The organism is Streptomyces sp. ISL-100 (assembly GCF_018614615.1).
In the GTDB taxonomy this organism is placed as follows: domain Bacteria; phylum Actinomycetota; class Actinomycetes; order Streptomycetales; family Streptomycetaceae; genus Streptomyces.
Window position 1 is genome coordinate 18,784 of the sequence record NZ_JAGGOK010000053.1, and the last position, 13,293, is coordinate 32,076.

At 72.7% G+C, this 13,293-nt stretch carries 13 protein-coding genes; 6 read left to right on the forward strand and 7 right to left on the reverse strand.

Features of this window, described 5'->3' with window-relative positions; translation table 11 throughout:
- Nucleotides 1-120 precede the first annotated feature (120 nt).
- Nucleotides 121-1,026, reverse strand: a complete 906-nt coding sequence (locus tag J7E89_RS23490) for a slipin family protein (RefSeq protein WP_251060981.1) — start codon at nt 1,024-1,026, stop codon at nt 121-123.
- Between the two features lie 152 nt (nt 1,027-1,178).
- Between J7E89_RS23490 and rpmF the strand changes: the two genes are divergently transcribed.
- The gene (gene rpmF / locus J7E89_RS23495) at nt 1,179-1,349 is read left to right on the forward strand and encodes a 50S ribosomal protein L32 (protein WP_028814853.1); all 171 of its coding nucleotides are present in this window, start codon (nt 1,179-1,181) and stop codon (nt 1,347-1,349) included.
- Between the two features lie 5 nt (nt 1,350-1,354).
- Nucleotides 1,355-2,584 carry a GTP-binding protein gene (locus tag J7E89_RS23500; RefSeq protein ID WP_214976366.1) on the forward strand — a complete coding sequence of 410 codons (1,230 nt, stop codon included), beginning with the start codon at nt 1,355-1,357 and terminating at the stop codon, nt 2,582-2,584.
- Here J7E89_RS23500 and J7E89_RS23505 read toward each other — a convergent pair.
- Nucleotides 2,559-3,671 (reverse strand): sensor histidine kinase KdpD, encoded by a 1,113-nt coding sequence (locus tag J7E89_RS23505; RefSeq protein ID WP_214976367.1) that lies wholly within the window; start codon nt 3,669-3,671, stop codon nt 2,559-2,561. The genes J7E89_RS23500 and J7E89_RS23505 overlap by 26 nt on opposite strands.
- A complete protein-coding gene (locus J7E89_RS23510) occupies nt 3,664-4,356 on the reverse strand; it encodes a response regulator transcription factor (RefSeq protein ID WP_214976368.1) in 693 nt (230 codons plus the stop codon). The genes J7E89_RS23505 and J7E89_RS23510 overlap by 8 nt, the downstream gene beginning before the upstream one ends.
- A gap of 134 nt (nt 4,357-4,490) precedes the next feature.
- On the opposite strand from J7E89_RS23510, the gene J7E89_RS23515 reads away from it, so the two are divergent.
- The gene (locus J7E89_RS23515) at nt 4,491-4,886 is read left to right on the forward strand and encodes a VOC family protein (RefSeq protein WP_214976369.1); all 396 of its coding nucleotides are present in this window, start codon (nt 4,491-4,493) and stop codon (nt 4,884-4,886) included.
- On the opposite strand, the gene J7E89_RS23520 is transcribed toward J7E89_RS23515, so the two are convergent.
- Both J7E89_RS23520 and J7E89_RS23525 read right to left on the reverse strand, forming a co-directional pair.
- Nucleotides 4,826-5,584 (reverse strand): AraC family transcriptional regulator, encoded by a 759-nt coding sequence (locus J7E89_RS23520; RefSeq protein WP_214976370.1) that lies wholly within the window; start codon nt 5,582-5,584, stop codon nt 4,826-4,828. The genes J7E89_RS23515 and J7E89_RS23520 overlap by 61 nt on opposite strands.
- 81 nt (nt 5,585-5,665) lie before the next feature.
- Nucleotides 5,666-6,835, reverse strand: a complete 1,170-nt coding sequence (locus J7E89_RS23525) for a YihY/virulence factor BrkB family protein (protein ID WP_214976371.1) — start codon at nt 6,833-6,835, stop codon at nt 5,666-5,668.
- Nucleotides 6,836-6,852: 17 nt separating this feature from the next.
- On the opposite strand from J7E89_RS23525, the gene J7E89_RS23530 reads away from it, so the two are divergent.
- Together J7E89_RS23530 and J7E89_RS23535 are read left to right on the forward strand one after the other, a co-directional pair.
- On the forward strand, nt 6,853-8,487 hold the full coding sequence (locus tag J7E89_RS23530; protein WP_214976372.1) for an acyl-CoA dehydrogenase family protein: 1,635 nt from the start codon (nt 6,853-6,855) through the stop codon (nt 8,485-8,487).
- A gap of 311 nt (nt 8,488-8,798) precedes the next feature.
- Nucleotides 8,799-10,124 carry a GAF domain-containing protein gene (locus J7E89_RS23535; RefSeq protein ID WP_374196868.1) on the forward strand — a complete coding sequence of 442 codons (1,326 nt, stop codon included), beginning with the start codon at nt 8,799-8,801 and terminating at the stop codon, nt 10,122-10,124.
- Nucleotides 10,125-10,166: 42 nt separating this feature from the next.
- Here the strand turns inward: J7E89_RS23535 and J7E89_RS23540 are convergent, their stop codons facing one another.
- Nucleotides 10,167-10,997 (reverse strand): dienelactone hydrolase family protein, encoded by an 831-nt coding sequence (locus tag J7E89_RS23540; protein ID WP_214976373.1) that lies wholly within the window; start codon nt 10,995-10,997, stop codon nt 10,167-10,169.
- Nucleotides 10,998-11,249: 252 nt separating this feature from the next.
- Here J7E89_RS23540 and J7E89_RS23545 point away from each other — a divergent pair, with 252 nt between their 5' ends.
- Nucleotides 11,250-12,182: a helix-turn-helix domain-containing protein gene (locus J7E89_RS23545; RefSeq protein WP_308315578.1), complete on the forward strand. Its 933-nt coding sequence runs from the start codon at nt 11,250-11,252 to the stop codon at nt 12,180-12,182.
- Here J7E89_RS23545 and J7E89_RS23550 read toward each other — a convergent pair.
- A complete protein-coding gene (locus J7E89_RS23550; RefSeq protein WP_214976374.1) occupies nt 12,179-13,168 on the reverse strand; it encodes a carbohydrate kinase in 990 nt (329 codons plus the stop codon). The two genes, J7E89_RS23545 and J7E89_RS23550, sit on opposite strands and share 4 nt — an antisense overlap.
- Nucleotides 13,169-13,293: the final 125 nt, after the last annotated feature.

Below are 13,293 nucleotides of genomic sequence, written 5' to 3' on the forward strand. Positions count from 1 at the left end.
CGCCAGAAGGGCGTCCGGGGGCTGGGGGCTTGCCCCCACACGCGGCGGAGCCGCAAATGTCACAGCCGGGAAGGGGCGGGTAGGGGAAAAGCGCCGCAGGCACCCGGCCCCGGACCGCAGCTAGCCGGTAACCGCGGGCGGCTGCTCGGCCGTCAGGCCCGGCGGCTCATCCACACGCGGCAACCGCGGCTCGGGCTCCGCCTGGACCTGAGGCGGGGACTCCGCCTGGGCCGGCGCCTGCGCCTGGGGCTGCGCCTGCCCCTGGGGCTGCGCCGCCCGCTCCAGGAACCGCAACAGCTCCACCGGAAACGGCAGCACCAGCGTCGAGTTCTTCTCCGCCGCGACCGCCACCACCGTCTGCAGCAGCCGCAGCTGAAGCGCCGCCGGCTGTTCGGACATGACCCCCGCCGCCTCCGCCAGCTTCTTCGACGCCTGAAGCTCCGCGTCCGCGTTGATGACCCGCGCCCGCCGCTCCCGGTCCGCCTCCGCCTGCCGGGCCATCGACCGCTTCATCGTCTCCGGCAGCGACACGTCCTTGATCTCGACCCGGTCGATCGACACACCCCACCCGACAGCCGGGCTGTCGAGCATCAGCTCGAGCCCCTGGTTGAGCTTCTCCCGGTTCGACAGCAGATCATCCAGATCGCTCTTACCGATGATCGACCGCAACGACGTCTGCGCCATCTGCGAGACCGCGAACCGGTAGTCCTCCACCCGCACCACCGCGTCGGCGGCGTCCGCCACCTTGAAATAGATCACCGCGTCCACCCGCACCGTGACGTTGTCCCGGGTGATGCCGTCCTGGGCCGGCACCGGCATCGTCACGATCTGCATGTTCACTTTGCGCAGCCGGTCCACCCCAGGAATGATCATGGTAAAACCGGGGCCACGGACGTCCTTGCGCAGTCGCCCGAGGCGGAAGACAACGCCCCGCTCGTACTGCCGCACCACCCGCGCCGCCGCCATGACGTACACCACGGCGGCCGCCCCCGTAGCCGCTCCCGCTGCCAGAAGCTCGTCGAGCATCACGACCCCCATGGGTCCGAGCCGGATCTTATTGGTCACGATACGCCCGGCCTTACGCCCCGGTCGAGACACAACAACCGACCCTAAATTGAACATGGAATCCATTTGCATGTAGCGTGCGGTGACGCGTTCGTTCACCACAGGAGGACCCCATGGCCGTACCCAAGCGGAAGATGTCCCGCAGCAACACCCGTCACCGCCGCGCCCAGTGGAAGGCCACCACGCCGCAGCTCGTCCCCGTCACCGTCGACGGCTCGGTGTACCGCGTGCCGCAGCGGCTGGCCAAGGCGTACGAGCGCGGGCTCCTGCGCCCCGAGGGCTGACCGGCATGATCAGCACGCCCCTCCCCGACCTCCCGGCCCTCCACCGGCTCCCCGTGACCGTGCTCTCCGGCTTCCTCGGGGCCGGCAAGACGACCCTGCTCAATCACATCCTGGGCAACCGGGACGGCTTGCTGGTCGCCGTGATCGTCAACGACATGAGCGAGGTCAACATCGATGCCGCGCTCGTACGGGGCGGCACGGCGGCGCTCTCGCGCACCGAGGAGCGACTGGTCGAGATGACCAACGGGTGCATCTGCTGCACCCTGCGCGACGACCTGCTCGAAGAGGTCGACCGGCTGGCCAGGGAGGGTCGTTTCGACTATCTCCTCATCGAGTCGAGCGGCATCTCCGAACCCATGCCGGTCGCGGCCACGTTCGCGTTCCCCCGCGACGACGGCGCCACGCTCGGCGACCTGGCCCGCCTCGACACCATGGTCACCGTCGTCGACGCCGCGGGCTTCCTGCCCGAACTCACCGGCGGCGACGGGCTCGCCGAGCGCGGCCTCGACCAGTACGAGGACGACGACCGCACCGTCAGTGACCTGCTGATGGACCAGATCGAGTTCGCCGACGTCATCGTCCTCAACAAGCTCGACCTCGTCGACCCGGAGACGGCTCACCGGCTGCGCGCGGCTCTCTCCCGACTCAACCCGGCCGCCAGGATCGTGGCCGCCACCCATGGCCGCGTCTCCCCCACCGACGTACTGGGCACCGGGCTCTTCGACCTGGAGCGCGCCCAGGAGGCACCGGGCTGGGTGCGGGAGCTGAACGGCGACCACGTACCGGAGACCGAGGAGTACGGCATCTCCAGCACGGTGTTCCGCGCGGACCGCCCCTTCCATCCCGGGCGCCTGTGGGACTTCGTCACCCGCGAGCTCGACAGTGGAGCGTACGGCCAGATCCTGCGCTCCAAGGGCTTCTTCTGGCTGTCCACCCGCCCCCGCGTCACGGGCCTGTGGTCGCAGGCCGGCGCCGTGGCCCGCTTCGAGCCCTCCGGCGCACGCGACGCGGACACCGAGCAGGGGCAGGGCCAGGGGCAGGAACTCGTCTTCATCGGCACGGGGTTGCGGGCCGAGGCCCTGCAAGCGGCGCTCACCGCGTGCCTCGCCACATCAGGGGAAGACACCCTGGTGGACGACCCGTTCCCCGCCTGGGAGACGTACGGCATCGACGACGCGTGCGAACACGAGGCCGCCGGCCCCGCGCCCCTTACAGCGGCGCTGCCGGGAGCGTGACCTCGAAGCGGCAGCCGCCCTTCACATTGCGTACGTCGGCCCGCCCCGCGTGGGCCTCGACGATGCCGCGGACGATGGCGAGACCGAGGCCCGCGCCCCCCGGAGGCGTACGGGCCTCGGAGCCGCGCCAGCCGGTGTCGAAGACGCGCGGCAGGTCCTCGGCCGGAATGCCGCCGCAGCCGTCGGTGACGGACAGCACGACGCGGTCCTCGCGCAGTTCGGCGCCGACGGCGACCGTGCCGTCGGCAGGGGTACGGCGGATCGCGTTGACCAGGAGGTTGGCGAGGACGCGGGTCATTTCGCGTGCGTCGACTTCCAGCGGAAGAGCTTCCGTCGTGTCGCCGACGAGACGGACGCCCTGTTCGCGGGCGAGCGGGTCGACGCCCGCGAGGGCCTCGCCGATCAGGTCGTGGGCGGAGATCCGTACCGGCGTCAGGGCGAGCGCGCCCGCGTGGATGCGGGAGAGCTCGAAGAGGTCGCCGACCATGGAGTTGAGCCGGTCGACCTCGGTGCGCATCTGCCGGTGGTAGCGGGCGGGGTCGGCGACGACGCCGTCCTCCAGCGCCTCCGACATGGCGCGCAGCCCGGCGAGCGGGGTGCGCAGGTCGTGGGAGATCCAGGCGACGAGTTCGCGGCGTGAGGTCTCCAGGGCGCGCTCCCGCTCGCGGGAGGCCGCCAGTTTCGCGCTGGTGGCGGCCAGTTCACGGCCCAGCGCGTCGAGTTCCGCGGTGGACGATCCGGTGGGGGCGGCGAAGGAACCGCCGTCGCCGAAGGTACGGGCCGCGAGGGTCAGTGCGTTGCTGCGGGCGACGACCCAGCGGCCCAGGATCAGAGCGGTCGCCAGCGAGACGACGGCGGCCATGGCCACGACCATGGTCACCACGGTGAGGTCGTGCGGGGACAGGAACATCGCCTGCGCCACGGCCAGCGTGCCCGCGAGCATCGCGGTGACCGTAACGGCGGCGACGACCGTCAGGGACACGGCGACCGAGCGGCTGCGCAGGAGGCGCAGGACCACGGCGCCGAGCAGGCCGGCGGCGGCCGCGCCGAGGAAGGCGATGAGGGCGATGAGCGGCAGGTCACGCATGGGTGGCCTCCGGACGGTCGTCGAAGCGGTAACCGACACCCCAGACCGTCTGGATGAGGCGGGGCCTGGCCGGGTCGTCCTCGATCTTGCCGCGCAGCCGCCGCACATGGACGGTGACGGTGGACAGGTCCCCGAACTCCCAGCCCCAGACGTCATGCATCAGCTGCTCACGGCCGATGGCCTCGCCCCGGTGGCTGATGAGGTGCGCGAGGAGGTCGAACTCCCGCAGGGTCAGAGCCAGTTCACGGCCGCCCTTGGTGGCGCGGCGGCCCGCCGGGTCGAGGACGATGCCGGCGGCCCGCACCTGCGGGCCCGGGTGCTGCGCGGCGGCGCGGCGGAGTACGGATTCGACTCGAAGCACCAGCTCGCGCGGGCTGAACGGCTTGGTGACGTAGTCGTCGGCCCCGACCTCCAGGCCCAGGATCCGGTCGTCCTCGTCGCCGCGCGCCGTCAGCATGATGACCGGGACGGGGCCGTCCGCGCGGAGCTCGCGGCACACCTCCAGGCCGTCCATGCCGGGCAGCATGAGGTCCAGGACCACGAGATCGGGCCGGCGTTCCTTCGCCTGCCGCAGCGCGGCGGGGCCGTCGGCGGCCTGGGTCACGGTGAAGCCCGCGCGTTCCAGGTAGCCGGTGACGACCTCGGCGACGGTCGGATCGTCGTCGACGACCAGGATGTTCTGCATGGGTCCAGTCTCGTCGACGTACGGACGACGGAGGGTGTCCGGCCCCCTTACGAAGCGATGACGTCCGACGTCCGCCAGTGTCCAGTGTCCGATTCCTTCAAGAAGAGGCCCGGCGCCCCGCCTACGTTGAGTCCATGACTCCACGACTTGATGCCATCGGAATCGTGGCCGCCGACATGGCCGCCTCGCTCGCCTTCTACCGACTCCTCGGCCTGGACATCCCCGCCGAGGCCGACACCGCCCCGCACGCGGAGGCGACGCTGCCCAGTGGGCTGCGCGTCCTGTGGGACACCGAGGAGACCGTCCGCTCCTTCGACCCGGACTGGACCAGGCCCGAGGGCGGCGGCGACCGGGTCGGCCTGGCCTTCCGCTGCGACAGCCCGGCCGAGGTCGACGCGGTCTACGACGCTCTGATCGCCGCCGGACACCGGGGGCACCTCAAGCCCTGGGACGCGTTCTGGGGACAGCGTTACGCGGTGGCGCTGGACCCCGACGGCTGCGGGGTCTCCCTGTTCGCCGACGCCGCGTAGGCGCCCAGCGTCGTGCCGGCCAGGTCGCGCATCTCTCGGGAGAGGTGCGCCTGGTCTGCGCAGCCGGCGGCGAGGGCGGCATCGGCGTACGGCAGACCTTGTCGTACGAGAGCCAGCGCGCGCTGGAGCCGCAGGATCCTGGCCAGCGTCTTGGGGCCGTACCCGAAGGCGGTCAGTGAGCGGCGGTGCAGCTGCCGGGCGCCGAGCCCGGCGGCGTCGGCGGTCGCGGCGACGGTGCGGCCGGCGTCCAGCTGCCGGGCGACGGCGCGCAGCACCGGGTCGGGCGCGGGCACGTCCGCCGCGTGCCGCAGGACGAGGGCCTCCAGGGCGGCCGCCGGGTCGGCGGCGCCGCTGACCCGGCCGGTCAGGGCGCGCACCCTGGCCGCCGGCCACAGGTCGGCCAGGTCCACGCGCTGGTCGCGCAGTTCGTGCGCGGGTACGCCGAGGAGTGCGGGACCCGCGCCTGGTGCGAACCGCACGCCGTCGTAGCGGGCGGCTGCGCCGGCGGGGGTGTCGCCGGGTGGGTGGGCGTGGGTGTCGGGGCCTGCGACGTACAGCTTGCCGTTGGTCCACATGAGGTCCATGCAGCCGTCCGGGAGGATGGGGTGGACCGGCCCGGGGGCGGCGGAGGCCGGCGTGGGAACGGTGCGGGTCCAGACGACGGCGCCGTCGAGCCGGGATGCGCGTTCCGCGTACATGGTGTCCAGGTTAGGGACGTCTTGTTCCCCGACCCGCCCCTTTCCGAAACTGGGGGCAAGCCCCCAGCCCCCCGGGACGTCCTACGGGCGCGATTCCCGGGCCTCTCGCGCCTCCCGCGCCGCTTCCTTCGGCTCCCTCTCGCGGCTCGTGTGCAGGCGGGACTTCACGTCGTCCGGCGGCAGGAACCGCGACCACCGCTCCGGGAACTCGGACGGCATGTCGGGGTCGTCCAGATCGGGGTCGCCCGCCGCCGCCCGCGCCGCTTCCGCCCGCGCGATGACCGCCGCCGCCTGGGCGGTGCGTACCCGGTCGTTCGCCTCGCGGGCCGCCGCCGTGGCGACGGAGGGCCAGACCCGGTCGATCGCGGCGTTGACCGCCGCGCCGACCAGCACCGCGAACGCGCAGATGCAGATCCACAGCAGGACGGCGATGGGGGCCGCGAGGGAGCCGTAGATGGTCGGGCCCTCGACGGTGCTGGTGAGGTAGATCCGGAGCAGGAAGCTGCCGAGCACACACATCGCGAGGGCCATCAGCGCGCCGGGCACGTCCTCGACCCACGGCGAACGGACCGGCACGGACACGTGGTAGAGCGTCGTGAGGAAGACGATGGACAGCACGATGACGACCGGCCAGTACAGGACGCTGACGACTTCCGTGCCGAAGGGGACGAGGTCCACAACCCGGTCCGGACCGACCACCATCAGCGGCATCACCACCGCGCCGATCACCAACGCGATGATGTAGAGGAGGAAGGCGAGCAGCCGGGTCTTCACGATGCCGCGGTGGCCGTCCAGTCCGTACATCACCGTGATCGTGTCGATGAAGACGTTGACCGCGCGCGATCCCGACCAGAGCGCGATGGCGAAGCCGATGGAGATGATGTCGGGGCGGGCGCCCTGGGTGACGTCGGCGATGAGCGGTTTCGCGAAATCGTTGACGCCGCGGTCGGACAGGACCGTTTCAGCGGCGGTCAGGATGTTGCGCTCGATGGAGGCGACCGTGTCGGTGTCGGTCCAGGCGTCGACGTAACCGAGCAGACCGATCATGCCGAGCAGGAGGGGCGGCAGGGACAGCAGGGTGAAGAACGCCGCCTCGGCCGCGAGACCGAGGATGCGGTACTCGATGCACGAGTTGACGGTGTCCTTCAGCAGCAACCAGACCAACTTGCGCTTCGAGACGTTGCGGTAGAGCACTCTTGCCCGGTGAAGCCGGCCTTCGGGCCGTTCGGGTGTTTCCTTTGCTGCCTGCACCTCCTTACCGTAGCGGCATGGCAGCCACCACTCACACAGTGACCAACCAGGCTCCGCCCCTGGTCGAGTACGACGTCTTCACCGCCGACCGGGCCCTGTCGGAGGGGGTGGAGCGGCACATCGCGCCCGAACTCGCCGAGGAGGTACGGGAGGAACTGGCGGGCCTCGGCCGCACCGCCGGATCCTTCCAGGCTCAGGAATGGGGAGTGCAGGCCAATGAAAATCCGCCGAAATTGCGGACGCATGACCGCTACGGCCATCGAATCGACGAGGTCGAGTTCCATCCGGCCTGGCACCGGCTACTGGGCAAGGCCGTCGCGGCGGGGCTCACGGACGCCTGGGGGCGGCCCGGCGGGCACGTAAGGCGCGCGGCCGGGTTCCTGGTGTGGACGCAGACCGAGGCGGGGCACGGCTGCCCGCTGTCCATGACCCACGCGGCGGTCCCGGCGCTGCGCACCGACCCGGCGCTGGCCGCCGAGTGGGAGCCGCGGCTCACCTCGCACGTGTACGAGGAGGGGCTGACCACGCCGTCGCTCAAGGCCGGGGCGCTCTTCGGCATGGGCATGACGGAGAAGCAGGGCGGCAGCGACGTCCGCGCCAACACGACGCACGCGGAGCCGCTGGCCGGCGAGGGCGAGTACCTGCTCACCGGGCACAAGTGGTTCTGCTCGGCGCCGATGAGCGACGGCTTCCTGATGCTGGCGCAGGCGCCGGGCGGCCTGAGCTGCTTCCTGGTGCCGCGCGTCCTGGCCGACGGGACGCGCAACGTGTTCCGCATCCAGCGTCTGAAGGACAAGCTCGGAAACAAGTCCAACGCGTCGAGCGAGGTCGAGTTCGACGGGACGTGGGCGCGGCTGGTCGGTGAGGAGGGGCGCGGCGTGCGCACCATCATCGAGATGGTGGCCGCGACCCGGCTCGACTGCGTGGTCGGCTCGGCGGCGCTGATGCGCCAGGCCGTGGCCCAGGCCACGCACCACGCGGCGTACCGCAGCGCCTTCGGTTCCAAGCTGATCGACAAGCCGCTGATGCGCAACGTACTGGCCGACCTGGCCCTGGAGTCCGAGGCGGCGACCACACTCGCGATGCGGCTGGCGGCGGCGTACGACAGCGACACCGAGCAGGACCGCGCCTTCCTGCGGCTCGCGGTGCCGGCGGCCAAGTACTGGGTGACGAAGCGGTGCACACCGGTCGCGGCGGAGGCGCTGGAGTGCCTGGGCGGCAATGGGTACGTCGAGGAGTCCGGCATGCCGCGGCTGCTGCGCGAGTCGCCGCTGAACTCGATCTGGGAGGGCTCGGGGAACGTACAGGCGCTGGACGTCCTGCGGGCGCTCCAGCGCGAACCGCAGGCGCTCAACGCCTTCCTCACCGAGATCGGGCAGGCGCGCGGCGCCGACCACCGCCTCGACGGGGCGATCAAGAACCTGCTGACCGAACTCGCCGACCTGGAGGGCATGGAGGGGCGGGCCCGCCGCGTCGTCGAGCGGATGGCGCTCGTGCTGCAGGGTTCGCTGCTGGTGCGGTGGGCGCCGCCGGAGGTCGCGGACGCGTTCTGCGCCTCGCGGCTCGGCGGGGACTGGGGCTCGGCGTTCGGCACGCTGCCGCACAGTCTCGACCTCGGGTCGGTGGTGGAGCGGGCGCGGGCGGTGGTCTGACGGGCGGCGGTCCGGCCGCGGGCGTCGGCCGCGGTCCTGCCCGACGGGCCGCCGGGGGAAACGACCCGTCGGGAGAAGGGAGCCGCCAGGGTGGTGCTGCGCCGACACGGCACCACCCTGGCTGAACGTCTCCACTTTCGTACAAGCGGTAGTCGGCGCACGAGAGTTGCAGACCGTTGCAATGTTTGTCCCGGAGTGACGGACTCCCGGGCATGCGCGCCGACGGCGCGGCACCATGGGCAGGATGAGGAAATGACCGCCTCACGCCAAGTGACCCTCACGTGAGTTACGGGGTACGCCCAGTGAAGCCAGTGAAGACCGAACCTCTCGTCGACCCGCTCGTCCCCCTCGGCCTGTCACGTCTGAACGCCCTGCACAGCGCCGATTCGGCACGGCTGCTGGCCCGGGTACGGGACACCGCCCTCGCCGGCGGCGCCCCGCGCGTGGCGCCGCGTCCGGTCATCGACGCGTCCTGGCAGCGCGTGATGCGTATCGGGATCGACCCGGACCACAGCACCAGCAGCGACCTGCTGCCGGCCGGCGAACTGGAGCACCGGCGGCGGGCCACCGCGCTCGGTGAGCTGCTGCCCTCGCTCAGCCAGGGGCTGATCTCGGTGGTCCAGGCGTCGCAGCAGATCATGGTGGTGACGGATGAAGAGGGCCGGGTGCTGTGGCGCGACGGCGACCGCGGGGTGATGCGCAAGGCCGACGGCATCTGTCTGGAAGCGGGCGCGGCGTGGAGCGAGGACACGACGGGCACGAACGGCATCGGTACGGCGCTGGAGCTGCGCCGCCCCGTGCAGGTGCACTCCGCGGAGCACTTCGTCCGTACGCTCCACAACTGGACGTGCGCGGCCGCGCCCGTGCACGATCCGCGGGACGGGCGGCTGCTCGGGGTCATAGACGTGAGCGGGGCGGATTCGACCTTCCACCCGGCGACGCTCGCCCTGGTGGAATCGGTGGCCCGGCTCGCCGAGGCGGAACTGCGCGACCGGCACCTCAGGTCTGTAGAGCGCCTGCGGTCGGTGGCGGCGCCGGTTCTGTGCCGGGTGGGCGGCCGGGCGCTCGCGGTCGACGCGCACGGCTGGCTCGCGGCGGTGACCGGGATGCCGCCGGTCGACCGGCTGGCGCTGCCCAAGTCGTTCCGGGCGGGGCGCAGATGGCTGCCGTCGCTGGGGATGTGCGCGGTGGAGCCGCTGCCGGGTGGGTGGCTGGTGCGGGTGGAGGAGGCGGCGTCAGCATCGGCGTCGGCGCTCGACGGCGCGGTGAGCCGGGTCGTACTCGACGTGAGCAGCCGACGGCGTTCCTCGGTGACCGTCTCGGGGCCGGCCGGGCGCTGGACGCATGAGCTCAGCCCGCGGCACGCGGAGCTGCTGTACGTGCTGAGTGTGCGCCGGGAGGGGCGGAGCGCGGCTGAGCTGGCGGCGGATCTGTTCGGCGACCGGACGCGGACGGTCACGGTACGGGCGGAAATGTCCCGGCTGCGGCGCCACTTGGCCCAGGTCCTGGCGCACCGCCCGTACCGCTTCGTGGACGAGGCGGAGGTAGAGGTGATTCCCCCGCCTCACAGTGCGGACCTGCTGCCGCACTCCACCGCCCCGGCCATCACGGCGGCACGCCGGGCGGGACCGAAGTGACCGCACGGGGTCCGGCCCCGTCAGGCGGCAGCCCGGGCCCGGTCAGGTGGCGGGCAGCGGTCGGTTCCCGTGCGGGTGCAGACGGTCGGTGAGGAAGGCGAGGATCTCGTCGCGGGCCCGGACCGTGGGGTGGCCGGCCTCGTCGACGAGATGGGCGGTGACGACGCTGTGCGGGGTGCCGACCAGATCGGCGAAGAAGGGCGGCGGGGCCGGGTTGGCGGCGCTGTCCGGGAGGACACGCCCGTCGAAGGCGTCGCCGAGCAGCGCTCGGTAGGCGGCGAAGCGCTGCCCCGTGCACCAGCGGTCGCCCTCGAAACGGTAGGCGAGGACGGTGAGCCCGTCGCGGTCGAGCCGGTCGCGCACCGCGCGCGCGTCCGCCGCGTCGAGTTCGAGTCCGCCGGGGTCGTCGAGCGGCAGCGACGGGTGGTTGACCACCGGGGCGATCACCGCCGGCTCCAGGGCCATGGTGAGGGCGAAGTTGCCGGTGAAGCACAGGCCGATCGCACCCACCCCCGGCCCACCGCACGCGGTGTGGGCCTGGCGCGCCAGGCCGCGCAGCCAGACCGTCACCGGGCTGGTGCCGCCCCCGGCGAAGGCGCGGAACTCGGCGCTGACACAGACGCGGCGGACGACCTCCCGGCCGCCCTCGACCGTGGGGAAGGCGCCGTCCGTCCCGAACAGGGAGGGCACATGGACGGTGAAGCCCGCGTCCCGCACCCAGCGCGCGAGCCGCAGGACGTCGGGACTGATGCCCGGCATCTCCGGCAGCACCACGACCGCAGGCCCGGCCCCGGCTACGTACACCGTCTTCTCCACCCCCTCCACGGCCACGCTCCGGCGGGTGAAGTCGGTGATCGGATCGTCGTCGCTCATGGGGCCAGCCTGGTCCCGGGACCGGCCGCCGGGTGAGGGGCGGGATCGCCAAGGCCAGGGGTAATCTCGCCACACGCGGGGAAGGCGGGCGGTACGCGGTCGGCGACCCGGGGCCGGGACACCAGGGGGTACGGGAGCGATGGCGGAGGCGACGCGGCAGGCAGGCAGGCAGCGGAACGTGCGGGTCCGGGCGCCGGGCCGGGTGCGCTGCGGGTCGGGGTCCTGGCGTACCCGGACTGCTTCGCGTCCGAAGTGTTCGGCGTCCCCGATCTGTTGACGATGGCCGGGCATGTCGCCGGACCGGACGCGCCCGGCTACCGGGTGTCGGTCGTCTCGCCCCGCCGCCGGGTCACCGCCTCGGGCGGCGCGAGCCTGGACGTGCGTCCCTTGCGCGAGGTCGACGTCCTCGTGGTCCCCGGCTTCGAACTGCGCCCGGACACGGACCTCGACGCGCGGCTCGCCCGGCTCGCCCCCGAGATCGCGGCGATCCGCGCGCAGGCCGCCGCCGGCACCGCCGTCGTCTCCCTCTGCGTCGGCGCGTTCCTGCTCGCCGAGGCCGGGCTCCTCGACCGGCGCCGGGCCACCACCTCCTGGCTGCACGCCGGCGAACTGGCCAGGCGCTGCCCGGACGCCGACGTGCGGCCCGAGCGCCTGGTCGTCACGGACACGGGGGTGACGACCACGGCCGCCTTCAGCGCCATGTACGACTTCGCGCTGGACCTGATCCGCCGCCACAACGGCGCCCGCGTGGCCCGCACCACCGCACGGTTGGCGCTCGTCGACGACGCGCGGACCTCCCAGACCCCGTACGTCGACCCGCGGCTCCTCCCGCAGCCCGGCCGGGAGTTCGCCCAGCGGGTCATGCGGCGGCTCGACCAGAACCTCGCCGAGCGGTACGACCTCGCCGCGCTCGCCGACGCCTTCCGGGTCAGCACCCGCACGCTGCTGCGCCGCTTCGCCGAGGAGACCGGACGCAGCCCGCTGGCCCATCTGCAGGCCTCCCGGGTCCGCCGCGCCCGCCATCTCCTGGAGACCACCGACCGTACCGTCGCCGCCGTCGCCGCAGCCGTCGGCTACCAGGACCCCGGTACCTTCGCCGCCCTCTTCGCCCGCCACACCGGCCACCGCCCGAGCGCCTACCGGGCCGCCTTCCGCCGCGCGGCCCATAAGCCGTTGCAGTACTAGCGGTGGTTTGTTGACGGCGGGTCAGGGCCGTAGTAGGCCGGTAGCAGGTCGTCGCGCCACGGCGGGTTCGCGCCCCGCACCGCGCACGTCGCCGCCGCGACCTCCGCGCCGAACCGCACCGCGTCCTGCGCCTGCCGCCACGTCACGCGGCCGTCCAGCCTGCCGCCGAACACTCCCTCGGCGTGCAGCCGGTGCAGCAGACCGGCGGTGAAGGCGTCACCCGCGCCCACCGTGTCGACGACATCGACGAGCGGGGACGGTACGTGCAGGCGTTCGCCGCCGTACGAGACGAGAACACCGTCCGCGCCGAGCGTGACGACCACGAGCGTGGCGCCCGCCCGGTGCCACCGGTCGCACGCCTCCTCCGGTGGCAGCCCGGGATACAGCTCGGCGAGGTCGTCCGAGCTCATCCGCAGGATGTCGGCGAGCGCGCACCAGCGCGGCAGCCGGTCGCGGTAGAGGGCGGCGTCCACCAGGTGCGGGCGCACATTGGGGTCGATGCTGATGGTGGTGTACGGGCGAAGGCGCGCAAGCAGTTCCTCGACCGCGGACGCGCCCGGCTCCCGTACGAGGGCGAGCGAACCGGTGTGCAGGCAGCCCGCCCCGAGCCCCGCCACGGCAGCCAGCTCGGCGCCGGTCCACTGCCAGTCGGCGGCGCCCTCGGCGTGGAAGGAGTAGTCGGCCCGGCCGTCGGGCGAGAGGCCGGCCACGGCCAGCGTGCTGGGCTGAGCAGCGTCCGTACACGCGTCGAGGCGAACACCGGAAGCAGCGAGGCGGGTACGGAAGAGACGGCCGAAGACGTCGCCCGAGAGGCGGCCGGCGAAGTGGGTGGGCGTGGCGAGGCGGGCGAGCGCCACTGCCGTGTTGGCGGGCCCGCCACCGGGCAGTACGTCGAGCCTGAGGCCCGGCGCGTCGTCGAGCGCCGGGGCGACGAAGGCGTCGGCGACGCACTCGCCGAGTACTGCCACGGGGCGGGTCGCGGGCATGGGGGTCCTTTCGGGAGAGGGGTCAAAACGGTCAGTGGGTCGGTCAGTCGGTCCAGGAGGAGCCCAAGCGCGTCAGCGTCGCGCTCTTGAGGCGGAATTCGCCGCCCTGCGCGGAGAACTCGACC

Excerpts from the sequence above, each read along its gene's own strand:
- J7E89_RS23490 (WP_251060981.1), bottom strand. The coding sequence starts at position 1,026 with ATGCTCGACGAGCTTCTGGCAGCGGGAGCGGCTACGGGGGCGGCCGCC.
- rpmF (WP_028814853.1), top strand. The coding sequence starts at position 1,179 with ATGGCCGTACCCAAGCGGAAGATGTCCCGCAGCAACACCCGTCACCGC.
- J7E89_RS23500 (WP_214976366.1), top strand. The coding sequence starts at position 1,355 with ATGATCAGCACGCCCCTCCCCGACCTCCCGGCCCTCCACCGGCTCCCC.
- J7E89_RS23505 (WP_214976367.1), bottom strand. The coding sequence starts at position 3,671 with ATGCGTGACCTGCCGCTCATCGCCCTCATCGCCTTCCTCGGCGCGGCC.
- J7E89_RS23510 (WP_214976368.1), bottom strand. The coding sequence starts at position 4,356 with ATGCAGAACATCCTGGTCGTCGACGACGATCCGACCGTCGCCGAGGTC.
- J7E89_RS23515 (WP_214976369.1), top strand. The coding sequence starts at position 4,491 with ATGACTCCACGACTTGATGCCATCGGAATCGTGGCCGCCGACATGGCC.
- J7E89_RS23520 (WP_214976370.1), bottom strand. The coding sequence starts at position 5,584 with ATGTACGCGGAACGCGCATCCCGGCTCGACGGCGCCGTCGTCTGGACC.
- J7E89_RS23530 (WP_214976372.1), top strand. The coding sequence starts at position 6,853 with ATGGCAGCCACCACTCACACAGTGACCAACCAGGCTCCGCCCCTGGTC.
- J7E89_RS23540 (WP_214976373.1), bottom strand. The coding sequence starts at position 10,997 with ATGAGCGACGACGATCCGATCACCGACTTCACCCGCCGGAGCGTGGCC.
- J7E89_RS23550 (WP_214976374.1), bottom strand. The coding sequence starts at position 13,168 with ATGCCCGCGACCCGCCCCGTGGCAGTACTCGGCGAGTGCGTCGCCGAC.